General features: G+C 62.8%; 19 protein-coding genes. 3 read left to right on the forward strand and 16 right to left on the reverse strand.

From position 1 onward, the window contains the following. Positions 1 to 53 precede the first annotated feature (53 nt). The 12 genes from AC50X5_RS11275 to AC50X5_RS11330 form a co-directional block, all read right to left on the reverse strand. The gene (locus AC50X5_RS11275) at positions 54 to 1,280 is read right to left on the reverse strand and encodes a phosphoglycerate kinase (protein ID WP_494976197.1); all 1,227 of its coding nucleotides are present in this window, start codon (positions 1,278 to 1,280) and stop codon (positions 54 to 56) included. A gap of 9 nt (positions 1,281 to 1,289) precedes the next feature. Beyond that, complete coding sequence (gap, locus tag AC50X5_RS11280) at positions 1,290 to 2,300, reverse strand: type I glyceraldehyde-3-phosphate dehydrogenase (RefSeq protein WP_494976198.1); 1,011 nt, start codon at positions 2,298 to 2,300, stop codon at positions 1,290 to 1,292. Positions 2,301 to 2,564: 264 nt separating this feature from the next. Beyond that, complete coding sequence (locus AC50X5_RS11285) at positions 2,565 to 3,191, reverse strand: superoxide dismutase (protein ID WP_494976199.1); 627 nt, start codon at positions 3,189 to 3,191, stop codon at positions 2,565 to 2,567. Between the two features lie 165 nt (positions 3,192 to 3,356). Then, positions 3,357 to 4,337, reverse strand: coding sequence for a DNA-binding protein WhiA (whiA, locus tag AC50X5_RS11290; protein WP_494976200.1), 981 nt, complete (start codon positions 4,335 to 4,337; stop codon positions 3,357 to 3,359). An 11-nt stretch (positions 4,338 to 4,348) separates the two neighbouring features. Further along, on the reverse strand, positions 4,349 to 5,365 hold the full coding sequence (locus AC50X5_RS11295) for a gluconeogenesis factor YvcK family protein (RefSeq protein WP_494976201.1): 1,017 nt from the start codon (positions 5,363 to 5,365) through the stop codon (positions 4,349 to 4,351). Then, entirely contained in the window at positions 5,365 to 6,288 is a 924-nt protein-coding gene (rapZ, locus tag AC50X5_RS11300) for an RNase adapter RapZ (protein WP_494976202.1), read from the reverse strand. Before rapZ ends, AC50X5_RS11295 begins: the two co-directional genes overlap by 1 nt. 104 nt (positions 6,289 to 6,392) lie before the next feature. Continuing rightward, positions 6,393 to 8,390, reverse strand: coding sequence for an excinuclease ABC subunit UvrC (gene uvrC / locus AC50X5_RS11305; RefSeq protein ID WP_494976203.1), 1,998 nt, complete (start codon positions 8,388 to 8,390; stop codon positions 6,393 to 6,395). A 40-nt stretch (positions 8,391 to 8,430) separates the two neighbouring features. After that, the gene (locus AC50X5_RS11310; protein ID WP_494976204.1) at positions 8,431 to 9,099 is read right to left on the reverse strand and encodes a lysophospholipid acyltransferase family protein; all 669 of its coding nucleotides are present in this window, start codon (positions 9,097 to 9,099) and stop codon (positions 8,431 to 8,433) included. Further along, complete coding sequence (locus tag AC50X5_RS11315) at positions 9,086 to 9,796, reverse strand: HAD hydrolase-like protein (protein WP_494976205.1); 711 nt, start codon at positions 9,794 to 9,796, stop codon at positions 9,086 to 9,088. Before AC50X5_RS11315 ends, AC50X5_RS11310 begins: the two co-directional genes overlap by 14 nt. Positions 9,797 to 9,876: 80 nt before the next feature. Continuing rightward, on the reverse strand, positions 9,877 to 12,804 hold the full coding sequence (gene uvrA, locus AC50X5_RS11320) for an excinuclease ABC subunit UvrA (protein WP_494976206.1): 2,928 nt from the start codon (positions 12,802 to 12,804) through the stop codon (positions 9,877 to 9,879). A 57-nt stretch (positions 12,805 to 12,861) separates the two neighbouring features. Continuing rightward, complete coding sequence (locus AC50X5_RS11325) at positions 12,862 to 13,242, reverse strand: GntR family transcriptional regulator (RefSeq protein WP_494976207.1); 381 nt, start codon at positions 13,240 to 13,242, stop codon at positions 12,862 to 12,864. Between the two features lie 3 nt (positions 13,243 to 13,245). After that, on the reverse strand, positions 13,246 to 14,025 hold the full coding sequence (locus AC50X5_RS11330; RefSeq protein ID WP_494976208.1) for a trans-aconitate 2-methyltransferase: 780 nt from the start codon (positions 14,023 to 14,025) through the stop codon (positions 13,246 to 13,248). Positions 14,026 to 14,123: 98 nt separating this feature from the next. Between AC50X5_RS11330 and AC50X5_RS11335 the strand changes: the two genes are divergently transcribed. Genes AC50X5_RS11335 through AC50X5_RS11345 form a run of 3 tightly spaced genes read left to right on the forward strand, consistent with a single transcriptional unit; the run spans position 14,124 to position 18,553 of the window. After that, complete coding sequence (locus AC50X5_RS11335; RefSeq protein ID WP_494976209.1) at positions 14,124 to 16,649, forward strand: DEAD/DEAH box helicase; 2,526 nt, start codon at positions 14,124 to 14,126, stop codon at positions 16,647 to 16,649. Positions 16,650 to 16,671: 22 nt separating this feature from the next. Beyond that, positions 16,672 to 17,172 (forward strand): GNAT family N-acetyltransferase, encoded by a 501-nt coding sequence (locus AC50X5_RS11340; protein WP_494976210.1) that lies wholly within the window; start codon positions 16,672 to 16,674, stop codon positions 17,170 to 17,172. Next, positions 17,165 to 18,553, forward strand: coding sequence for an alpha/beta fold hydrolase (locus tag AC50X5_RS11345; protein ID WP_494976211.1), 1,389 nt, complete (start codon positions 17,165 to 17,167; stop codon positions 18,551 to 18,553). Before AC50X5_RS11340 ends, AC50X5_RS11345 begins: the two co-directional genes overlap by 8 nt. Here the strand turns inward: AC50X5_RS11345 and AC50X5_RS11350 are convergent. From AC50X5_RS11350 to coaE, 4 genes are all read right to left on the reverse strand, one after another. Further along, positions 18,539 to 19,882 carry an MFS transporter gene (locus AC50X5_RS11350; protein WP_494976212.1) on the reverse strand — a complete coding sequence of 448 codons (1,344 nt, stop codon included), beginning with the start codon at positions 19,880 to 19,882 and terminating at the stop codon, positions 18,539 to 18,541. The genes AC50X5_RS11345 and AC50X5_RS11350 overlap by 15 nt on opposite strands. A 21-nt stretch (positions 19,883 to 19,903) precedes the next feature. Next, positions 19,904 to 20,932: a TerC family protein gene (locus AC50X5_RS11355; protein ID WP_494976213.1), complete on the reverse strand. Its 1,029-nt coding sequence runs from the start codon at positions 20,930 to 20,932 to the stop codon at positions 19,904 to 19,906. A 168-nt stretch (positions 20,933 to 21,100) separates the two neighbouring features. Beyond that, entirely contained in the window at positions 21,101 to 23,197 is a 2,097-nt protein-coding gene (gene uvrB, locus AC50X5_RS11360; RefSeq protein WP_494976214.1) for an excinuclease ABC subunit UvrB, read from the reverse strand. A gap of 59 nt (positions 23,198 to 23,256) precedes the next feature. Then, entirely contained in the window at positions 23,257 to 23,901 is a 645-nt protein-coding gene (coaE, locus tag AC50X5_RS11365; protein WP_494976215.1) for a dephospho-CoA kinase, read from the reverse strand. Positions 23,902 to 23,909: the final 8 nt, after the last annotated feature.

Consider the following 23,909-nt stretch of genomic DNA (forward strand, 5'->3'; position numbering starts at 1 on the left):
AGAGGCCGGCAGGCACCGCAACACTTATTGCTGTATCTACCGGCCTCCCTTGGCTAGCGGTCCAGGACGCTCAGTCCTGGCAGTTCCTTGCCCTCGAGGTATTCCAGGCTTGCGCCGCCACCCGTGGAAATGTGGCCGAACTGGTCATCTGCGAAGCCCAGGGTCCGGACTGCTGCGGCGGAGTCGCCACCGCCCACCACAGTGAAAGCCTCCGATTCCGTCAGGGCCTTGGCCACGGCACGGGTGCCATCGGCAAATGCTTCGAACTCGAACACACCCATGGGGCCGTTCCAGAAGACGGTCTTTGCTGCCTTGATCCGGTCAGCAAATTCCGCGGCTGATTCGGGGCCGATGTCCAGACCCATGCCGCTGGCGCCAAAGCTGCTTTCCTCTATCGCTTCGGCACTGACTGTCTGGTGCCCGGCATCAGCCGCGAACTTTTCGGCAACTACTACGTCAGTCGGAACCACGAATTCGGTTCCGGCTTCAGCAGCACGCTTGAGGTAGTCCTGCACTACCGGAATCTGGTCTGCTTCCAGCAGGCTCGAAGCAACCTTGTGGCCTTGGGCAGCCAGGAAGGTGAAGAGCATGCCGCCACCTACCAGGACGGTGTCTGCCTTGCCCAGGAGGTTGTCGATGACCGCGAGCTTGTCGGACACCTTCGAACCACCAAGGACCACGACGTACGGGCGCTGGGTGTCGGTGGTCAGCTTGCGCAGTACCTCGACTTCCGTGTGCACCAGATCGCCCTGGAAGGACGGAAGCCGGGTGGCGACGTCGTAAACGCTTGCATGCTTACGGTGCACTGCACCGAAGGCATCGTCCACGAAGGCACCGTTACCGGCGGTCAGGCCCACCAGTTCATCTGCCAAGGCGCCGCGTTCGGCGTCGTCCTTGCTGGTTTCGCGTGGATCGAAGCGAACGTTCTCCAGGACCAGCGCTTCGCCGTCCTTGAGGGATGCCGCACGCTCTTTGGCGGAGGGTCCGACCGTGTCCGCGGCAAGGGTTACCGGAAAGCCGGCAAGCTCGGCCAGGCGGGCGGCAGCCGGTTTGAGGGAATACTTGTCCTCCGGGGCGCCCTTGGGGCGGCCGAGGTGGGCAGTTACCAGTACGCGCGCACCGGCGTCCGTTAGCTTTTCCAGCACTGGCAGCGAGGCGCGGATGCGGCCGTCGTCAGTGACGGTAGAGCCGTCGAGCGGCACATTCAGGTCGCTTCGAACCAGAATGTACCGCCCGCGGACACCTTCAGCGATCAGTTCGTTGAGGGTGTGAAAGGTCATGGACCAACCCTAACCCAGCTTGGAAGCAACAAGCTCTGTCAGGTCGACCAGACGGTTGGAGTAGCCCCATTCGTTGTCATACCAGGAAACGACCTTGACCTGGTTGCCGATGACCTTGGTCAGGCCGGCGTCAAAGATCGACGAAGCGGGATCGCCTACGATATCGGACGAAACAATGGGCTCTTCGGTATAAGTCAGGAAGCCCATGAGCTCCTCGGACTCCGAGGCTGCCTTGAGGGCTGCGTTGACTTCCTCCACCGTGGTTTCGCGCGAGACCGTGACGGTCAGGTCAGTGGCGGAACCCGTGGGGACCGGAACCCGGATGGCATAGCCGTCCAGCTTGCCCTTGAGTTCCGGTAGGACCAGCCCGATGGCCTTTGCCGCACCGGTGGAGGTGGGCACCATGTTGATTGCTGCTGCCCGGGCCCGGCGAAGATCCTTGTGCGGGCCGTCCTGCAGGTTCTGGTCCGCGGTGTAGGCGTGGATGGTTGTCATCAGGCCACGCTCGATCCCGAAGGAGTCGTTGATGACCTTGGCCAGTGGTCCCAGGCAGTTGGTGGTGCATGACGCGTTCGAGATGATGTTGTGGGCGTCGGAATCGTAAAGACCCTCATTGACACCCATCACGATCGTGATGTCTTCGTCAGAGGCCGGTGCGGAGATCAGCACCTTTTTGGCGCCGGCATCGATGTGCTTCTGGGCGTCGGCGGCCTTGGTGAAGAACCCGGTGGACTCGATTACGATGTCCACCCCGAGTTCACCCCAGGGCAGCTTCGCTGGATCGCGCTCGGCCAGAACCTTGATGGTGCGGCCGTCAACGATGATATTGCCGTCCTTGACCTCGATGGATTCCTTGAGGCGGCCGCCTACGGAGTCGTACTTGAAGAGGTGGGCGAGTGCCTCCGGGCTGGTGAGGTCGTTGACAGCTACGATCTCAAGGTCTGCACCCTGCGCGAGTGCTGCGCGGAAGTAATTGCGGCCGATGCGGCCGAAGCCATTAATACCAATACGGGTCGTCACTTTTTCAGTCTCCTTGGTGCTCTTGCAAGCACACCTAGTTGAGTCGGGCGTTCAAAGCCAACTAACAGATCCCGCACGCCATTGGGCAGAGATGATTTCAATTTCGGAGGGCGACCAGCCACATTGCTGAAGGCTAACCGCCTTCCGTGATCTATCTTACGTTTAAGAACCTCCGCCCCCGCAACTGCGGGGGCGGAGAGTCCGGATCCCGGTCAGATTCGGCGTGAATGTGACCTTTGTTACAACCAGATGACGCGGAAAAGACTAAGAAACCGTAATCAGGCCGCTGGCGTTCGTGCGTGCGCCCTCGAAGCGCTTGGCGACGTCGGCCCAGTTGACGATGTTCCAGAACGCCTTGACGTAGTCAGCCTTGACGTTGACGTAATCCAGGTAGAAGGCGTGCTCCCACATGTCCAGCATCAGCAGCGGCGTGGTGCCCAAAGCGACGTTGCCCTGCTGGTCATAAAGCTGCTCGATGACCAGGTTGCCGCCGATGGGCTCGTAGGCCAGGAAGGCCCAGCCGGATCCCTGCAGAGCAAGCGCAGCAGCGCTGAACTGTGCACGGAAAGCATCGAAGGAACCGAAAGCGTCCTCGATGGCAGCAGCAAGCTCACCCTCGGGCTTGTCGCCCCCGTCCGGAGAAAGGTTGTTCCAGAAGACCGAGTGGTTGACGTGTCCGCCGGTGTGGAAGGCGAGGTCCTTCGAGAGGCGGTTGATGTTGGCGAAGTCGCCCTTTTCACGGGCATCGGCCAGCTGGGCCAGTGCGTTGTTGGCGCCCGCGACGTAAGCTGCGTGGTGCTTGCTGTGGTGCAGTTCCATGATGCGCGCAGAGATGTGCGGCTCCAGCGCTGCGTAGTCGTAGCTGAGTTCAGGCAGAACGTATTCGGTCACAAAATCCTCCAATGTCGTGGACAGTTGTCCGGTTGGTAACTCTCGGATTGTGCATCCGGATGGCGGTGCATCCGGAAATATAGGGGCGGTCACAGGCCCTGTGCGGCATAACCACCGGGGTCCGGCAGGTATTTCCGCCGCCTGCTCTTGATTCTAGGACGCCGGCTAGTCGTCCAGCATTTCCGGTGTCACATTGGCGTCCGTCCCGGGTATGCCCAGGTCAAGTGCGCGTTTGTCCGCCATGGCCAGCAAGCGGCGGATCCTTCCGGCAATGGCGTCTTTGGTCATCATCGGTTCGGCCAAACGGCCGAGTTCATCGAGGCTGGCCTGCTTGTGCGCTACCCGCAGTTCGCCCGCATACTTCAGGTGATCCGGAACATCATCACCGAGGATCTCCAACGCGCGCTCCACTCTGGCCCCTGCGGCAACTGCGGCCTGTGCGGAGCGGCGAAGGTTGGCGTCGTCAAAGTTGGCGAGCCGGTTTGCTGTAGCGCGCACTTCTTTGCGCATCCGGCGTTCTTCCCAGACCATCAGGGCGTCATGGGCACCCATCCGGGTCAGGAGTTCGGCTATGGTGTCGCCGTCGCGGATCACAACACGGTCCACGCCCCTGACCTCGCGGGCCTTCGCCTGGATGCCAAGGCGCCGGGCTGCACCGACAAGCGCCAGCGCCGATTCAGGGCCGGGGCAGGTCACCTCCATGGCGGACGAACGTCCGGGCTCGGTAAGCGAACCATGGGCGAGGAAGGCGCCACGCCAGACGGCTTCGGCGTCGGCGGCAGAACCGTTGACGACGGCGGATGGCAGCCCCCGGACAGGACGTCCCCTGCCGTCCAGCAGGCCGGTCTGTCGTGCCAGGGCTTCACCGTCACGGACTACACGCACCACATAGCGGTTGCCGCGCCGGAGGCCGCCACCCGAGACCACGATGATTTCGCTCTGGTGTCCATAGACTTCAGCGATGGCAGCCCGAAGCCTGCGGGCCGTGGAAGCCAGATCGACTTCCGCTTCAATCACGATCCTGCCGGAAATAATGTGCAGTCCTCCGGCAAACCGAAGCATGGCCGATACCTCGGCTTTACGGACTGAGGACTTCTTGATGTCCAGCCGGGAAAGCTCTTCCTTAACCGATGATGTCAGTGCCATGGCACCTCTTCCTAACTGTTCCCGAAAATATCGTGGTACGCCGCGGCGAGCCGCAAGGGATCATGGACAGGCCGCCGTCCCGCGGCCCCAACTCTACCCAAGACCACCTCGGCACCGATCATTCCTGCCGCCTTCTCGAATTCCGCCCTGTCCGAAACCGAGGCCGGATCTGCAAGGACGACGTCGACACTGAAGCCGGGTGCGTAATCCCGCAGGGCGTACAGGTGATCAGCGGCAGTCATCCCGCTGGTTTCCTTGGTGTCGGTAGCCAGGTTCATGGTCAGACAGCGCTTGGCAGGTGTGTCACAGAGCGCCTGGCGCATTTCCGGCAGCAGCAGGTGCGGCAGGACCGAGGTGTACCAGGAGCCAGGTCCGAGCACCACCCAGTCAGCCAACTCAATTGCCGTCAGTGCCTCGACGCAGGCCGGCGCGGCTTCCGGCAGCAGCCGGACCCGTTCCAGCGAACCCGCCACAGCACACCGCGCCTGCCCGCTGATAGTCTGCAGGGCCCATTCTCCGTCCGGGGCTGTCACTCTGACATCGCCTTCGATGGTCAGCGGAACAGTGGACATGGGCAGCACCTGGCCTCGGGCACCCAGAAGGGCGCCGGCCCATTTGAGGCCGTCGACGGCGTCGCCCAGCAATTCCCAGAGAGTCACAATGAGGAGATTCCCCATGGCGTGCTCATCCAGGGCGCCCGGTTTTCCGTTCGCAGGGCGGAACCTGTGCTGCATGACATCGCGCCAGGTACGGCCCCAGTCGGTGTCGTCGCACAAAGCGGACAGCGCCATGCGAAGATCACCAGGAGGCAGGACACCGTATTCCTCGCGCAGGCGACCCGACGATCCGCCGTCGTCTGCCACCGTCACAATCGCAGTCAGCTCCGACGTCAGCAGCCGCAGGGCCGACAGAGAGGCCGACAGCCCGTGTCCGCCGCCGAGGGCAACTACGGTAGGGCCTTTGGACTGTTGGTTCGCGGAGGACTTGGCAGGCGGAATGAGCGGCAGCGGCCCGGTCAGCATTCCCATTATTCCCTGCCCAGGTCCCGATGAGTGGTGGTTACCGTGACGCGCGGAAACTGCGCCAGCCGTTTCGAAAGTTCAGCGGCGACCGCCACCGAGCGGTGCTTTCCGCCGGTACAGCCGACGGCGATCGTCGCGTAATGCTTGTTCTCACGCCGGTAGCCGTCCAACACCGGTTCCAACGCCAGGACGTAGCGGTCCACGAACTCGGCGACGCCCTCGGCTTCCAGGACGTAATCGCTGACAGGCTTGTCGAGACCGGTGTGCGGGCGAAGCTGGGGCACCCAGTGCGGGTTGGGGATGAACCTGACATCAGCGACGTAGTTGGCGTCCACCGGCAGGCCGTACTTGAAACCGAAGCTCATCACGTTTAGCCGCAGTGCCACCGGTCCAGAGTCGCTGAAGAGCTCCGTAATGGCGGTCGCGAGCCCGTGAACATTGAGGGTCGAGGTGTCCAACACCAGGTCGGACGAGTCCTTCAACTCCTTCAGTACTTCACGTTCGGTGGCAATGCCATCCAGGATCCGCCCTCCGCCCTGGAGCGGATGGGGGCGCCGGCCCTGTTCGAACCGGCGCACGAGGACGTCGTCCTTGGCATCGAGGAACAATACCCTGAACTTCACCCCACTGGCTTCCAGGGCGCCGAGGGAGGCCCGGATATCCGCGAAGAGGCCCTTGCTGCGGACATCCATCACCACAGCCAGCCTGGGAATGGACTGCGGCGCATGCGAAACCAGCCCTGCCAGGGTTCCGAGCATCTGTGGCGGCAGGTTTTCGACTACATACCAGCCATGGTCCTCCAGGGCATCGGCGGCGGTGCTGCGGCCGGCCCCGGACATTCCCGTGACCACGAGCAGTTCGGATTCGAGGGGCTTGACCGGCCTGAGGCCGTTGTGCCCAGTCCCGGAATCCGCCGTCGTCTCTGCCATGAATCGTGCTCCGTCTCTGCAATGTCTTTGCGATGTCTTTGCGATGTCTCTGCGATACCAACAAGCCCGGGCGCGAGCTGCGCCTGACCCGTTCCTTACCCTAGCTAAGATTCAATGATTTCGCCGGTGGTCATGTTGACGGCGGGAGCCGGTTCCACCTGGTCACCCGAAAGATGACCGGCGATGGCAGCCGCCAGCGAAGGGCCAATGCCCCGGACCCGGGTCAGCTCTTCCACCGGCGCTGCCTTGATGGCCTTGACAGAACCAAAATGCTCCAGCAGGGCCTTCCGTTTGGAAGTGCCAAGGCCCGGTACGCCATCAAGGACTGAAACGGTCATGGCCTTGCCGCGCTTCTGTCGGTGGAATGAGATGGCGAAACGGTGGGCTTCATCCCGGATGCGCTGCAACAAGTACAGGCCCTGGGAGCTCCTCGGCAGGATCACCGGGAAGTCGCTGTCCGGCAGCCATACTTCCTCGAGCCGCTTGGCAAGGCCCACTACATAGACGTCGTCAATTCCCAGTTCAGCCAACGCCCGTGCCGCGGCATTAACCTGGGGCTTTCCGCCGTCGACCACTACCAGGTTCGGCGGATAGGCAAACTTCGCCCGCGGCGCAGGGGTGGTCGAGTCAAGGACAGCACCTGCGCCATCGGTCTTGCCGGCTGATTCAACGGAGGCATCGAGGGCATCCTGTTTATCGCTTTGGTCCTGCAGGTAATGCCGGAAGCGGCGCGTCAGCACATCGTGCATCGCCGCAGTATCGTCCGCAGCAGCAGGCCCGGTGACTGAGAACTTCCGGTAGTCGGACTTTTTGGGCAGGCCATCCTCCACTACCACCATCGAGGCCACAACGTTGGTTCCCTGAACATGGGAAATATCGAAGCATTCGATCCGAAGCAGGGCTACCGGCAGGTCCAGCGCCTCCTGCAACTCCTGAAGCGCCTGCGAGCGGACCGTAAGGTCGCCGGCGCGGCGGGTTTTGTGAAGCTTGAGGGCGTGCTCGGCATTATCACGCACAGTGCCGAGCAGGGCAGCCTTGTCGCCCCGCTGCGGCACACGCACGTCCACCCTGGCGCCCCGCAGGCCACCGAGCCAGACGGCCAGCTCGGCGCTGTTGCTGGGCATCACCGGCACCAGCACCTCCCGCGGCAGCCTGCCATGCTTCCCGTCGTCCTCGCCATAGACCTGCTGCAGCAGATGTTCCACGAGGTCCGGCGTCGTGGAGTCCTCAACCTTTTCCACCACCCAGCCGCGCTGTCCGCGCACGCGTCCGCCACGGACATGGAACACCTGGACGGCCGCCTCGAGATCGTCCTCGTGCAGGGCGAAGATGTCGGCGTCGGTATCCTCGGCAAGCACCACTGCGTTGCGTTCAAAAACCTTGCGCAGGGCGCTGATGTCATCGCGGATCCGGGCTGCCCGTTCATAATCGAGTTCAGCCACCGCGGCAGCCATGTCTTTTTCCAGCCGCGAAATGAAGCGCGTGGCCTCACCGCCCATGAAAGCGCAGAAATCCTCTGCCAGTGCACGGTGGTCTTCCGGGGAGATCCGTCCCACGCACGGCGCGGCACATTTGTCGATGTAGCCCAGGAGGCAGGGCCTGCCACTGGCTTCTGCCCGACGGAATACACCGGCGCTGCAGCTCCGGACAGGGAAAACCCGCAGGAGCGTGTCCATCGTTTCCCGGATGGCCCCGGCGGTGTAGGGACCGAAGTACCGGGTGCCCTTGCGGCGGTCACCGCGCATGACCTGGACACGCGGGAATTTCTCACCCATGGTCAGCGCAAGGTAGGGGTAGGTCTTGTCGTCCCGGAACACCACGTTGAACCGTGGCTTGAATTCCTTGATCCACGTAAACTCAAGCTGCAGGGACTCAAGCTCGCTGCCCACCACAGTCCATTCGACGCTGCTCGCCGCGTGCACCATCGCGTGCGTCTTGGCCAACAGGCCGGCAGGGTTGGCAAAGTAGCTGTTCAGCCGGGAACGGAGGTTCTTGGCCTTACCGACGTAGATGACCCGTCCCTGGGCATCACGGAACCGGTAGACCCCGGGGTTGGTTGGTATCTCGCCCGGCTGGGGGCGGTAACTAGCTGGGTCTGCCACGGTTCCAGTCTACTGAGGGCATGCCGGTGCGCCGGACCGGTCAGTCAATCGTCTTGTTCTGGTTATAGCTGGTGGACCGTTCCTGGCCAGTCAGCTCGGCGATCGAGTCCATGATCGTGTCCGTAACCGCGCGGCGCGCCGGCAGCGAGTGATCAGGACCCGTCTTGTCGAAATAGAGCGGCTCTCCGACTTTCATCAGGAAGTGCTGGGGTTTGACAGAGTTCTGGCCCGCGGGCTGCAGGTTCTCCGTGCCAATCAGGCCAACCGGAATGACGGGGGCGCCCGTGGTCAGGGCGAGCCAGCCCACGCCGGTCCGGCCGCGGTAGAGGATACCGTCCCTGGACCGTGTGCCTTCCGGGTAAATGCCAATCCCTTTGCCTGCCTCCAGGATGTCCAGGAGTGACCTCAGCGCCTGGACGCTGGCGGCCTGCTCGCCGCGCTCAACCGGAATGGAACCGACGCCCTCGAAGAAGGACTTCATCACGCGGCCTTTGACGCCACTGGTGGTGAAGTATTCGGCTTTGGCAAAGAATGCCACCGGACGCGGCATCAGGGCCTGCACAATGACGCTGTCCAGGAAGGAAAGGTGGTTGGGTGCCACGATGAACGGCCCGTCCTTGGGCACGTTCTCCAGGCCGACGACGGTAGGCCGGCAGGTTGTGGAAATCAACCCCCGCGTGGTCCAGCGGATTGCATCAAACAGCGCCATTGGTCTCCTTCTGAACGGCAATCGCAGCGGGGCCGGTGAGGCTGGCAACGGCGGGGAGCACTTCGGATGGCAGGTCCACGGTGACAACAGCGCCCGCGGCCTCAAGCTCCCCAAGGGCCGCGAAACCCCAACGGACGCCAATGCAGCCAATCCCGTTGGCCAGTGCCCCCGCGACGTCCTGCGCCCGGTCCCCCACCATGACAGCTTCTGTAGTCGAAAGACTCGCCAGCGCGCTGCCGATAATCTCCTTCTTGCCCAGATGGACGCCAGTCAACGTCTCGTCGTCAGCGGAACCATGGATACAGCTGAAGTAGCGGCTCAGCCCGTGGTATTCCAGGACGACATGAGCGAGGGCCTGCGGCTTTTGGGTTGCGACGGCCAGGGGGTGCCCGGCAGCCAGCAGGCTTTCCAGCAGTTCCCTGACGCCCGGGTAGACGGCTCCCTGCCCGATACCGGTTGAGCGGTAGTACGCGCGGTAGAGCGCTATGGTTTGGTCCAGCAGGTGAGCTGGAACTCCGGCAATGTTCAGGAGGGCGTCACTAAGCTTCGGCCCGATCATCGACTGAAGGGCAGCCGGTGCGGGCACGGGTAGGCCCACAGCAACAAGTGCACTGGCGATTCCGTCCTGGATTCCTCCCGCTGGATCGACAAGAGTGCCGTCTAGGTCAAAAATCACGGGCACTGTTGAGGAAGTCACCGGCTTAGTTTCTCATGAGAGCACTCGTGCCGGAAACTCGCATTCCGCAAAAGGAATATTTCCCCCCCGGGATGCGGTCCTCAGTGCAGCAGTTCTGCCAAAAAGGCGGCAGTATGGCTCTCTGTTGACTTGGCCAGCTGTTCCGGCGTACCGGTTGCCACAACGCGGCCACCACCGGACCCACCGTCAGGACCGAGGTCCACGATCCAGTCAGCACTCTTAATAACGTCCAAATTGTGCTCGATGGTAATGACTGTGTTGCCTTTGTCCACCAGGCCTTGCAGAACCATCAGGAGCTTTCGGATGTCCTCGAAATGCAGTCCCGTTGTGGGTTCATCCAGGACGTACACGCTGCGGCCGTTGGACCGTTTCTGCAGTTCCGCCGCGAGCTTGACGCGCTGGGCCTCCCCGCCGGACAACGTCGTGGCAGGCTGGCCCAGGCGCACGTAGCCCAGACCGACGTCCACCAGCGTGTTCAGGTGCCGGGCAATGGGTGAGAAGGCGGCAAAGAATTCCGCGCCTTCCTCGATAGGCATGTTCAGCACATCGGCGATGGTTTTTCCCTTGTAGTGGACCTCAAGGGTTTCCCTGTTGTACCGGGCACCGTGGCAGACCTCGCAGGGCACGTAGACGTCAGGCAGGAAGTTCATTTCGATCTTGAGCGTGCCGTCGCCCGAGCACGCCTCGCAACGGCCGCCCTTAACGTTGAACGAGAAGCGGCCGGGCAGGTACCCGCGGACCTTGGCTTCCGTGGTCTCCGCGAAGAGCTTCCGGATATTGTCAAAAACGCCTGTGTAAGTGGCCGGGTTGGACCGCGGCGTGCGCCCGATGGGGCTTTGGTCCACGTGCACTACCTTGTCCAGGTGCTCCAGGCCCTGGACGGTTTTGTGCCGTCCCGCCACCTGCTTGGCACCATTGAGCTTATTGGCCAGGACTTTGTAGAGGATCTCGTTAACCAAGGTGGATTTACCAGAGCCGCTGACACCCGTTACCGCAGTGAAAAGGCCGAGCGGGAAGGACGCCTCAACATTCAGCAGGTTGTTCTCGCGGGCCCCAACTACCTTCAGTTCGCGTTTTTTGTCGTACTTGCGCCGCTTGGCGGGAACCTCGATCTTTCGGCGGCCTGAGAGATAGTCGCCGGTCATCGACTCCTCGTTTGCCAGGAGTTCCTTGTAGGTTCCGGAGTGAACCACCTTGCCGCCGTGCTCGCCCGCTCCGGGCCCGATGTCCACCACCCAGTCCGATGCCTGGATGGTGTCTTCATCGTGTTCGACCACAATGAGGGTGTTGCCGAGGTCCCGCAGGCGGGTCAGGGTGTCAATCAGCCGGCGGTTATCCCGCTGGTGCAGGCCGATGGAGGGCTCGTCCAGGACATACAGCACACCCACCAGGCCCGAACCGATCTGGGTTGCCAGGCGGATCCGCTGGGCTTCTCCGCCGGACAGGGTACCGGCCGGGCGTTCCAGGTTCAGGTATTCAAGGCCCACGTCCAGCAGGAAGGTCAGCCGGGCCTGGATCTCCTTCAGAACCTGGTGCGCAATCTGGGCTTCGCGACCGGTAAGCACCAGCTCGTTAAGGAACTCCGCGCACTGGCGCAGCGGCAGCGCGGCCACGTGGGCAATCGATTTGCCGTTGATCAGGACGGACAACGAAGCCGGATTCAGCCGGGCACCATTGCAGGCCGGGCACGGAATCTGGCGCATGTATTCCTCGTACCGGTCGCGGGCCCATTCCGAATCGGTTTCACCGTGCTTGCGATGCACATACTGGATGGCGCCTTCAAAGCCGGTGCTGTACTTGCGTTCACGACCGAAGCGGTTCTTGTACTGGACGACGACTTTGTGGTCCTTGCCGTGCAGCACCGTCTGGCGGATGTCCTCGCCCAGCTTTTCCCAGGGGGTTTTCATGGAGAAGCCGAGCTCCGAGGCCAGGCCCTCCAGCAGCCTGTTCCAGTACTCGGTGGTGGCAGTGCCCAGGGACCAGGGCGCAATGGCCCCTTCGGCCAGTGAGAGCTCCGGGTTTGGGATGATGAGTTCCTCATCCACCTCCAGGCGGGTGCCGATGCCGCTGCAGACAGCGCAGGCGCCGAACGGGTTGTTGAAGGAGAAGGACCGTGGCTCAATTTCATCAATGGCCAGCGGGTGTTCGTTGGGGCAGGCCAGGTGCTCGGAGAAAGCACGGAGCCGGGCAGGATCCTTTGCGTCGACGTCAACAAACTCGGCCAGGACGCGCCCCTCGGCCAGGCCCAGCGCAGTCTCCACCGAGTCGGTCAGCCGCTGGCTGATCCCCTCCTTGACCACCAGCCGGTCCACTACTACCTCGATGGTGTGCTTGTACTGCTTGCCCAGCTTGGGCGGTTCGCTGAGCTGGACCAGTTCGCCGTCCACCCTGGCACGTGAATAGCCCTTTGCGGTCAGTTCCTTGAACAGGTCAACGAACTCGCCCTTCCGGCCGCGGACAACGGGGGCCAGAATCTGGAAGCGGGTGCCCTCCTCCAGTTCAAGGAGCTGGTCCACGATCTGCTGCGGCGTCTGCTTGGTGACCGGCTCCCCGCAGACAGGGCAGTGCGGACGGCCCACGCGGGCCCAGAGCAGGCGCAGGTAGTCGTAAATCTCCGTAATGGTGCCCACCGTGGAACGGGGGTTCTTGCTGGTGGACTTCTGGTCGATGGAGACCGCCGGCGAAAGGCCTTCGATGAAGTCGACGTCCGGCTTGTCCACCTGGCCCAGGAACTGCCGGGCGTAGGCGGACAGCGACTCGACGTAGCGGCGCTGGCCTTCGGCAAAGATGGTGTCGAACGCCAGCGACGACTTTCCGGAACCTGACAAGCCCGTGAAGACGATCATTGCGTCCCGCGGCAGGTCCAGGTCCACATTGCGAAGGTTATGCTCGCGGGCACCCTTAACCACCAAACGCGTGAGGTCCGGGCGATGGGAGGCTGCATTCAGGGTGGACCCGTTGGCGGGCATGGCTTCGACTGCTGTTTCTTCAGCTACGGCTTTAGGCACGAACTAATGCTAATCGAAAACTTCTTCGAATTTCTATTGACTGGATCACACCCGCCGCTAGCCGGCGTCGTAGGCCGCCGCAAGCAACTGGACTGCTTCCGCGAAGGAGACCCCCTGCTCCCGTGCAGTCGCCGCGTACCGCGCCGCAGCCTCAACCAAAGCCACCCGGCGGCTGTCACGGGCAGTGATCAGGGTCCCATTGCGCCCTTGGGTTGCCACTACCCCGGCCAGTTCCAGTTCCTTGTACGCCCTCGCCACTGTATGGGGCGCGACGCCAAGTTGAGTGGCAAGGCTGCGGACGGCGGGCAGCTTTGCCCCGGCCGGCAGGGTGCCGTCGTCGGCAAGCTGAATGATCCGCAGCCGCAACTGCTCGAAAAGCGGGACGCTGCTGCCCGTATTCGGCAGCCAGGTCCCCGGGAACGGACTGACGCCAGTCACAGCTCAGCCGGCTTTCCGGGCGACGGCAAAGATCCGGCGGAACGGGAAGACCGTCCCGTGCACCGTGGGCGGATAAGCCTCAGCTACAAGCCGGGCATACTCATGTTCAAACTCCGTTCCCTCCTCGGGCGTCAGCGCGGCCAGCACCGGGCGCAGGGCCGTGCCCCGAACCCACTCGAGGACAGGGCTCTCCCCCGTCAGGACCTGCTGGTAGCTGGTTTCCCAGACATCGGCCGAGCACCCGGCGTCGAGCATGATTTCAAGGTATTCGGCAGGTTCGGCCACAACGTCGTCATGCCGGAGCACGTCCTGGAGCGTAGCGGCCCACCGCTGCGAGGCAGCGAGTTCACGCATCAGCACGTGTGAGGGAGCACCGAAGTTTCCCGGGACCTGCATGGCGAACCACCCTCCCGGCCGCAAGGCTTCCAGCCATTTAGGCAGCAGGACCGTGTGGCCGGGTACCCACTGAAGCGCAGCGTTGGTAACCACTACGTCAGTTTCCTGATCCGGCAGCCACGTGCCGGCGTCGGCCAGTTCAAAGGCCAACCGGGGGTTTGCGCCGGCGTGATGTGCCGCCTGGGCAAGCATCTCGGGTGAGGAGTCCAGGCCCACCACCCGGGCTGAAGTCCAGCGCTGGGCAAGGGTGGCCGTGAGGTTGCCCGGCCCGCAGCCGAGGTCTACTACCTTGCTGGGATCGGTGGCGTGGATCCGCGCAGTGAGATCGAAGAACGGCCGGTTCCGGTGGTCGCCGAACTGAACGTACTTTGTGGGATCCCATTTCACTGCCTGCTCCTTGGCCTCGGGTAATTAATCGCTACCCGGAGCTTAACCCGCTGTCGGCCCGCCGTGCTGTACCAACAGGGGCACTAAGCTGGAAATCAATGAATCTTGTTGACCAGCTCCCTTCCGCAGCCGCTGCTGACCCCGATGTGCTTTACTCCAGCTTTTTGGACTGGACGTTGTCACGGGGCATCGACCTGTACCCGGCCCAGGATGAAGCAATCATGGAACTGGCCACCGGAGCGAACGTCATCCTGGCCACGCCCACCGGATCCGGAAAGTCTCTCGTGGCGATCGCCGCGCATTTCCAGGCCTTGGCACGGGGCCAGCGCAGCTACTACACGGCACCCATCAAGGCGCTCGTCTCGGAGAAGTTCTTTGCCCTGTGTGAAATCTTCGGGGCCTCCAACGTGGGCATGATCACGGGGGACTCCGGGGTGAACCAGGACGCGCCGATCATCTGCTGCACGGCAGAGATTCTGGCCAACATCGCGCTGCGTGAAGGAGCTGCAGCGGAACTCGGCGCCGTCATCATGGACGAGTTCCACTTTTATTCGGATCCGCAGCGGGGCTGGGCATGGCAGGTGCCGCTGCTGGAACTCCCCCAGGCCCAGTTCCTCCTGATGTCCGCTACGCTCGGCGATGTCAGCAGGTTTGAGAAGGGCCTTACCGAACTGACCGGGCGGCCCAGCAGCACCGTCAGCTCGGTGGAGCGTCCCATTCCACTGCATTATTACTACCAGCAGACTCCCGTCCACGAAACGCTTGAAGAGCTGCTGAGTACCCGGCAGGTCCCTGTCTACGTGGTGCACTTCAGCCAGATCGAAGCCATCGACCGTGCACAGACCCTGATGAGCATTAACGTCTGTACACGCGAGGAGAAGGACAGGATCGCCGAGCTGATCGCCAACTTCCGCTTCGCGGCCGGTTTCGGCAAGACGCTCAACCGCCTGGTGCGGCACGGAATCGGCGTGCACCATGCCGGCATGCTGCCCAAGTACCGCAGGCTGGTGGAGCAGCTGGCACAAGCCGGACTGCTGAAGGTCATCTGCGGAACGGACACGCTGGGCGTCGGCATCAACGTTCCCATCCGTACCGTCCTGCTCACCGCCCTGAGCAAGTACGACGGCGTACGCACCCGGCTGCTGAACTCCCGTGAGTTCCACCAGATTGCCGGACGGGCCGGCCGCGCCGGTTACGACACCGCCGGAACCGTGGTGGTGCAGGCCCCCGAGCACGTGATCGAGAACGTCAAAGCGATGGCGAAGGCCACGGCCAAGTTTGGTGACGACCAGAAAAAACTCCGCCAGGTAGTCAAAAAGAAACCGCCAGAGGGTTTCGTCTCATGGGGTGAACCTACCTTCAAGAGGCTGGTCGAGTCGGTGCCAGATCCCTTGACGTCCAGTTTTACCGTGACCCATTCCATGTTGATGAACCTGATGGAACGTCCCGGCGATCCCTTCACGGCCGCCCGGCGGCTGCTGACTGAGAACCACGAGTCGCGGCCTGCGCAGCTGCGGCTCATGAAAAAGGCGCTGGGCATTTACCGTGAGCTGCTGGCCGCTGAGGTCGTTGAGCGTATACCGCCTGAACAGCAGGGACCGGACGGGCGGACAGTCCGGCTCACCGTCCACCTGCAGGCTAACTTCGCCTTGAACCAACCCCTCTCGCCCTTCGCTCTTGCCGCCCTCGAGCTCCTGGATCCGGAGTCGCCGTCGTATGCGTTGGACGTGGTGTCCGTGATCGAGTCCACGCTGGAGAAACCGCGCCAGATCCTGTCCGCCCAGCTCAAGAAGGCCCGCGGCGAGGCAGTGGCCGCGATGAAGTCCGAAGGCATCGAGTACGACCAGCGAATGGCTCTCCTGGACGAAGTCAGCTACCCCCAGCCGCTTGCGGAAATGCTGGGCGAAGCGTTTGAGGTCTACCGCCGCGCCGCTCCGTGGATTGGCGACTTTGAACTGGCCCCGAAGTCGATTGTGCGCGATATGTACCAGCGCGCCATGAACTTCGGCGAGTTCGTCCAGTTCTACAGCCTGGCCCGTTCGGAGGGCATAGTGCTCCGGTACCTTGCGGACTGCTTCAAGGCCCTCCGCCAGACCGTGCCGCAGGACATGCTGCGCGAAGACCTGGAAGACCTCATTGCCTGGCTGGGCGAGCTGGTCCGCCAGGTGGACTCCAGCCTGCTTGACGAATGGGAGGAGTTGACCTCCGGCGCGGCACCCACACCCCATGACGCACCGCCGCCGCCCCCGCCGTCGCTGACGTCGAACACGCGGGCGTTCCGCGTGATGGTCCGCAACGAGATGTTCCGCCGGGTGGAGCTTTTCGCGGACGAGGACGCAGCGGCCCTGGGAGAGCTCGACGGCGGATCCGGCTGGGATGCCGGGCGCTGGGAGGACGCCCTGGACGACTACTTCGATGAACACGACGACATCGGCACCGGCCCCGATGCGCGCGGGCCGGGCCTGCTGATCATCACGGAAGAGCCGGGCCTGTGGAAGGTGCGGCAGATTTTCGAGGACCCGGCCGGGAATCACGACTGGGGTATTTCCGCGGAAGTGGACCTGGCGGCATCGGATGAGGCGGGCACCGCGGTGGTCCGGGTGATCGACGTTAACAGGCTCTAGGAGCCCTAGTAAGCTTTTCACCATGAGTGTAATCCGCCCGGCAACCGTAGAAGACGTGCCCGCAATCCTGTCGATGATCCACGATCTGGCCGTCTACGAGAAGGAACCGGACGCCGTCCGGAACACCCCCGAGATGCTCACCGAAGTCCTCTTCGGCGACAGCCCGCGCGTCTATGCAACCATGGCGGAAAACGCGGCCGGAGAGGTCCAGGGCTTCGCCATGTGGTTCCTGAACTATTCGACGTGGGAGGGAGTCCACGGTATTTACCTGGAGGACCTCTACGTCACCCCTGAATCCCGGGGCGAAGGGCACGGAACGGCGCTGCTGGAGTATCTCGCCGGAACCGCCGTCGAACGTGGGTATGCCCGCGTTGAGTGGAGTGTCCTGGACTGGAATGAACCCTCCATCAAGTTCTACAGGAACCTTGGTGCTTATCCCATGGATGGCTGGTCAACTTTCCGGCTGACGGGTGAAGCACTGCAGCAGGTCGGCAGCCGCGCAACGGTTGACACCCGTGCCTGAGCGGCACCCCGGGCCGGGCGGTACCGCTGAAAGTGTCACACGGCCGGGCCTTCAGGCCGGCGCAGACCATGAGGTACGGGCCCGCCATGAATTCCGCGGGCTCCGAACAGCCGAGCACTATTTCACGGTTCCACTAAATCACTTCACCAAATCCGACGCCGGAGCCGATTCCGAAACCATTACCGTCTTTGCCCGTGAATACGTCTCCAGCAATCACACCCCCGCAGAGGCCGGGCAACTCCCCTGGCTCCTGTACCTGCAGGGCGGCCCGGGAGGCCGCGGCAACCGCCTCACCTCCCTGGCTGGGTGGGCGAAGGCCGCGGCAAAGCACTTCAGGATCCTGATGCTGGACCAGCGCGGCACCGGACTCTCCACGCCCTTGGACCGCAACACCCTTCCCCTGCGTGGTGACGACGCCGCGCAGGCGGCCTATCTGGAGCACTTCCGCGCCGACTCCATCGTGGCCGATGCCGAACTCATCAGGACGGCCCTGGGTTCCGGGCCCTGGAGCATCTACGGGCAAAGTTATGGCGGATTCTGCGCCCTAAGCTACCTGTCCTTCGCCCCGGAGGGACTGCGCGAGGTGCTGATCACCGGTGGGCTGGCGCCCCTCGCGGGATCCGCTGACCAGGTGTACCGGGCAACGTTTGCCCGGGTGGAAGCCCGGAATGCGGAATACTTTGCCCGCTACCCCCAGGACCACGCCGTGGTGAACCGGATCGGCGCCCATCTGCGGGAGACCCCGGAATACCTGCCCGACGGCGGCAGGCTCACCGTCGAGCGTTTCCAAATGGTGGGCGCTTTCCTGGGCGGCAATACAAGGATGGATGCACTGCATTATCTCCTCGAGGACGCTTTCACGCCGGCACCCGGCGGCGAACGGCTCAGTGATACTTTCCTTGAACAGGTGTACGGCTTGGTTTCCCGGGCGGCGAACCCGCTCTACGCCCTGATGCATGAATCCATCTACGGCCAGGGACAGGCCACGTCCTGGGCCGCCTGGCGGATTCTGGAGGAATTTCCGCAGTTCTCACCAGAGGCGCCGGAGACCCTGCTGACCGGGGAGATGATCTACCCCTGGTACTTCGAGCAGGATCCGGCACTGCGCCCGCTGCAAGGCGTGGCAGAACTCCTGGCGGCAAAAGACGACTGGCGGCAGCTCTACGATCTGGAGCAGCTTGCCGCCAACGAGGTCCCGGTAGCCGCCGCCGTGTACACGGAGGACATCTACGTGGACCGCGACCTCTCACTGGCGACTGCCGGCTCCGTAGCCGGCCTCAAGGTCTGGGAGACAGCAGACTTCCACCACGACGGAATTGCCGATGACGGCGAGGCGATCTTCGGCCGGCTCCTTGGCATGGCGAGGTCAGCTGCCGGTTGAGGCGGGAGTTGCCTGCCCTGTCCTGGAGGCCACCGAAACGACAACAGCAATGATGAGCCCGGCTATGGCCAGGGCAACCATATTCAGGCCCTGGTATCCGATCCAGCTCAGTACCAGGCCTGCGGTGCCGGCTCCAACGGCGCCGGCACCGCTCATTAAGGTGTCCGAGACGCCCTGGACAAGCACCTTGTCCCCCTCGCTGACGCTCTCTGCGAGAAGGGTTGATCCTGCGATGGTTGCTGCCGACCAGCCCAGGCCAAGCAGGACCAGGCCTACTGTGACCAATGCCGGTGTGGCAGCTCCGAATCCCGCACAAGCCGTTGCTGCGAGGATGAGCCCGTGGCCCAGCAAGATGGTAGGAATGCGGCCTGCGCGGTCCGTCAGCCAGCCCATTACGGGCGACAGGGCATACATTCCGGCAATATGCAGCGAGATAGTGAAGCCGATCAAGGCGAAGGTGTCGGTCCCGGTTCCGGCGGAATGGTCATGGCCGCCGGCAACGCCATGCTCGCCAAGAATCTGCAGGTGCAGTGGCGTCATGGACATTACCGCAGCCATGCAGGCATGCGCCGTTACGACGGCAATCAGGGCCAGCCTGGCTTTGGGAGACTCCCGGATGGCCCGCAGGCCGTTCCGCAATGACTGGCGTTTGGCTACGGGCGGGCCGGAACCGGCCGCGGCAAGCTTTTCGTTACGCAGCGTGGCGGCATAGAGCAACGGATCGGGGCGCAGCCCGGCCAGAATGAGCAAGGCGGCGAAGAACAACCCCGCCGTCGAAAAGAGGAAGGGACCGGAGATCGCCGGCAGACCCAAGGCCTCGCCAACAATGGCGCCCGGCTTGATCAGATTGGGGCCGGCCACAGCGCCAACGGTGACAGCCCACACCACTATGGCCAGCGACCTGCCACGCTGCCCGGTTTCGGCAAGGTCGACGGCGGCGAAACGGGCCTGAAGATTAGCCGCCGTCGCGATTCCCAGAAGCGCAGCCCCGGCGAGCAGGAGGACGAAAGCTTCCGTGACCGTGGATGCCACCACCAGCAGGGCGCCTATCATTCCGGCCACCAGACCGGACAGAAGTCCGACCCGCCGGCCCCGCCGCCCGGCAAGTCCTGCCAAAGGCATCGCGGCGATAGCGGTTCCCAGCGTCATCACTGTGGTGACTGAGCCGGCCCAAGCGTCCGACCCCGACAGTTGAACGGCCAGCAGGGAGCCCACGGACAAAGTGGCTCCGTTTCCGATGCCGCTCAGGAGCTGGGCGCTGCTGAGGACCAAAACAGTACGGCGCTGGACCTTTTTCAGGTCCAGCGCCGTAGCAAGAGATGTAGTCATTCCTTGAGCATAGCCAAGTGGTTACTCGGTGTCGCTCATGCTCTTCTTGGCGTCCTCTTCCAAGCGCGAGTCCAAGTGTGCTTCCTTGGCCTTGGAGCTGAGGAGGCTTGCAATCACCGCGATGATGATGGTGCCCACGATGACAGCCAACGAGACAAAGGTGGGGATTTCCGGGGCCCACTCGATGTGCTGTCCACCGTTGATGAACGGCAGTTCGTTGACGTGCATCGCGTGGAGCACCAGCTTCACGCCGATGAAGGCCAGGATGAAGGACAACGCGTGCTTCAAGTAGATGAGTCGGTTCATCAGCCCACCCAACAGGAAGTACAGCTGGCGCAGGCCCATCAAAGCAAACAGGTTCGCTGTGAAGACAATGAACGGGCTCTGTGTCAGGCCGAAGATCGCCGGGATGGAGTCCACGGCGAAGAGCAGGTCAGTCATGCCGATGGTAATAAAGACGATCAGCATGGGGGTGAAGACCCTCTTGCCGTCCACCGTGGTGCGCAACTTGCCGCCGTCGAACTTCTCCGACATGGGAATAACCTTGCGGATCTTGGCGATCAGCGGGTTCTCGCGGTCCTCTTCGTCCTCGCCCTCATCCTGGGCCTGCTTCCAAGCGGTCCAGAGCAGGAACGCACCGAAGATGTAGAACACCCAGCTGAACTGCTCAATCACAATAGCGCCGAGCAGAATGAAGATGCCGCGCAGGATCAGCGCAATGATGATGCCCACCATCAGCACTTCCTGCTGGTACTTACGGGGCACCGAGAACCGGGCCATGATGATGATGAAGACGAACAGGTTGTCAATGCTGAGGCTGTATTCCGTCACCCAGCCAGCGACGAACTGTCCACCGTATTCGGGGCCGGTGAAGGCAAACATGGCGCCGGCAAAGACCAAGGCGAGGCTGACGTAGAACGCCACCCACAGGCCTGCCTCCTTCATGGAGGGTTCGTGGGGTCGGCGGATCACCAGGAGCAGATCGATCAGGAGGATCAGGCCGAGGACGACAAACGAGCCGACCTCAAACCAGACAGGTAATTCGAGCACAGGGATGTTACCTTTCGCAGGGTACGAGTTAGCGGTGTAAGTCTCTCCGGCCTGCCTGTGCACTTGGTGCTGAAAATGGCGGCCCGCTACGCCCGGCCGGGCAACTGTGCCTGGCGTGTTGACGATCGTAGCGCTCGGGATACTCCCCTACGTGACGTTAACTGTAACCTAGGCGTGCCCGGCAGCCTGCATCTGACGCAGTTCCTTCTTCAGTTCGCTCACTTCGTCACGGATCCGGGCAGCAATTTCGAACTGGAGTTCGGCGGCGGCCCCATGCATTTGTTCGGTCAGCTGTTCGATCAGCCCAACGAGGTCTTCGGCTGGCGCTGCAGCCAGGCCGTCGCTCCTGACCTTGGCCGAACCCTTGGAACCGCTTCCGCGCTTTGCACCCTTGGCCAGACGGTTGTTGTTCAGCAGCTCCTGGGTGTCGGCGTCTTCCTTGGCCAGCTGGTCGGTAATGTCGGCAATCTTCTTCCGCAACGGCTGTGGATCGATGCCCTTTTCCGTGTTGTAGGCCACCTGGATGGCACGGCGGCGGTTGGTCTCGTCGATGGCATGTGCCATCGAGTCAGTGATCCGGTCCGCGTACATGTGCACCTGCCCGGAGACGTTTCGGGCGGCACGGCCGATTGTCTGGATCAGCGACGTGGAGGAACGCAGGAACCCTTCCTTGTCCGCGTCCAGGATGCTCACCAGCGAGACCTCAGGCAGGTCCAGGCCCTCACGGAGCAGGTTGATGCCTACCAGGACGTCAAAGACGCCCATCCGGAGTTCGCGGAGCAGTTCCACGCGGCGCAGGGTGTCGACGTCGGAGTGCAGGTACTCAACCTTGATGCCATGGCCCAGCAGGTAGTCGGTGAGATCCTCCGCCATGCGCTTGGTAAGCGTGGTGACCAGGACGCGTTCGTTCTTCGCTGTCCGGGTCTTGATCTCACCAAGCAGGTCATCGATCTGGCCCTTGGTGGGTTTGACCACCACTTCGGGATCGATCAGGCCGGTGGGCCGGATGATCTGCTGGACAAAGCCGTCGGCCTTGCCCAATTCGTACTTGCCGGGAGTGGCCGACAGGTAGACGGTCTGACCGACGCGGTCCAGGAATTCATCCCATTTAAGCGGGCGGTTGTCCATCGCCGAGGGCAGGCGGAAGCCAAAGTCCACAAGGTTCCGCTTACGGGACATGTCGCCCTCGTACATGGCGCCAATCTGCGGCACAGTTACGTGGGATTCGTCGATCACCAGCAGGAAGTCATCCGGGAAGTAGTCGATGAGGCAGTGCGGAGCTGTTCCACGGGCGCGGCCGTCAATGTGCGATGAGTAGTTCTCGATGCCGTTGCAGAAGCCCATTTGCTGCATCATTTCAAGGTCATAAGTGGTGCGCATCCGGAGCCGCTGGGCTTCCACCAGTTTGTTCTGGCTTTCCAGGACCTGCAGCCGATCGGCGAGCTCATCCTCGATCCGCTTGATGGCCCGGGCCATCCGCTCGGGGCCTGCCACGTAGTGCGAGGCCGGGAAGACGTACATTTCCTCTTCATCCCGGATCACCTCACCGGTCAGCGGATGGAGCGTATGGATGTTCTCAATCTCGTCCCCGAAGAACTCGATCCGGATGGCCAGTTCCTCGTACATCGGAATGATCTCCACGGTATCGCCCCGGACCCGGAACGTTCCGCGGTGGAAATCCATGTCGTTGCGTGCGTACTGCATGGCGACAAACTTCCGCAGCAGGGCGTTCCGGTTCATCTCCGCCCCCTTGCGGAGCGTGACCATGCCGGCGATGTATTCTTCCGGGGTGCCCAGGCCGTAGATGCAGGACACCGTGGCAACTACGATGACGTCCCGGCGGGTCAGCAGGGCGTTGGTGGCGGAGTGCCGAAGGCGCTCCACTTCCTCGTTAACCGATGAGTCCTTCTCGATGAAAGTGTCCGTCTGCGCGACGTACGCCTCAGGCTGGTAGTAGTCGTAATACGAGACGAAGTACTCCACCGCGTTGTTCGGCAGGAGCTCGCGGAATTCGTTGGCCAGTTGGGCCGCGAGCGTCTTGTTCTGGACCATGACAAGCGTAGGCCTCTGAACCTGTTCGATCAGCCAGGCAGTGGTGGCGCTTTTTCCGGTACCAGTAGCACCGAGCAGTACCACGTCCTTCTCACCGTTCCTGATCCGCTCCGTCAGCTCCGCGATCGCGGCGGGCTGGTCGCCTGCCGGCTTGAACTCGCTGATGACTTCGAAGGGGGCTACAACGCGGTTGATTTCCTGCGCAAGACTCATGCTTCCAATTTACCCCCGGGCACTGACAAGGAAGGGCCGGATTCACCGCGGGCGTAAGCTCAGGCGCTCCGACCGGCCTGACCGTCACTCCCCGTCACTGCGGCCAGCGGAACCAGCCTCGACTCCCATAGGGTGTCCACTTGCTCGATGAGTGAGTCGACGGTGCTGGAATTGACCAGGATGATATCGGCGGCGGCCAGTCGCTCCGCCCGGCTGGCCTGGGCCGCCATCCGGGCCCGCGCATCCTCCTCGCTCATGCCGCGGCGCGTCACCATGCGCTGCATCCGGACATGATCGGGGGCATCCACCACCACTACAACATCGAAGGACGAGGCCTGTCCGGTTTCCACCAGGAGGGGGATGTCCTGGACCACGATGGACCCGGGTCCGGCTTTCCCCGCCTCCGAGAGCATTTCAGCGGCACGCGCCCTGACCAACGGGTGGATGATGGCATTCAGCTTCTCGCGGAGCGCCGGGTCCTTGAACACCAGGGCCCCGAGTTTCGCGCGGTCCAGACTGCCATCCCCGCTGAGGATAGTGTCACCGAATTGATCGACGACGGCGGCAAGGCCCGAAGTGCCACGTGCTACCACCTCACGGGCCAGGGCATCAGCATCGATAACCACCGCGCCCAGTTCACCGAACCTTGCAGCCGCTACTGATTTGCCGGACGCGATGCCGCCCGTGAGTCCGATCTTCAGCATTCCACCAG

Source organism: Pseudarthrobacter sp. MDT1-40-2, assembly GCF_059383595.1.

Coding starts and splice junctions, on each gene's coding strand:
- whiA (WP_494976200.1), bottom strand. CDS start 4,337: ATGGCACTGACATCATCGGTTAAGGAAGAGCTTTCCCGGCTGGACATC.
- coaE (WP_494976215.1), bottom strand. CDS start 23,901: ATGCTGAAGATCGGACTCACGGGCGGCATCGCGTCCGGCAAATCAGTA.
- AC50X5_RS11295 (WP_494976201.1), bottom strand. CDS start 5,365: ATGGGAATGCTGACCGGGCCGCTGCCGCTCATTCCGCCTGCCAAGTCC.
- AC50X5_RS11335 (WP_494976209.1), top strand. CDS start 14,124: ATGAATCTTGTTGACCAGCTCCCTTCCGCAGCCGCTGCTGACCCCGAT.
- AC50X5_RS11350 (WP_494976212.1), bottom strand. CDS start 19,882: ATGACTACATCTCTTGCTACGGCGCTGGACCTGAAAAAGGTCCAGCGC.
- AC50X5_RS11340 (WP_494976210.1), top strand. CDS start 16,672: ATGAGTGTAATCCGCCCGGCAACCGTAGAAGACGTGCCCGCAATCCTG.
- AC50X5_RS11275 (WP_494976197.1), bottom strand. CDS start 1,280: ATGACCTTTCACACCCTCAACGAACTGATCGCTGAAGGTGTCCGCGGG.
- uvrB (WP_494976214.1), bottom strand. CDS start 23,197: ATGAGTCTTGCGCAGGAAATCAACCGCGTTGTAGCCCCCTTCGAAGTC.
- rapZ (WP_494976202.1), bottom strand. CDS start 6,288: ATGGCAGAGACGACGGCGGATTCCGGGACTGGGCACAACGGCCTCAGG.
- AC50X5_RS11310 (WP_494976204.1), bottom strand. CDS start 9,099: ATGGCGCTGTTTGATGCAATCCGCTGGACCACGCGGGGGTTGATTTCC.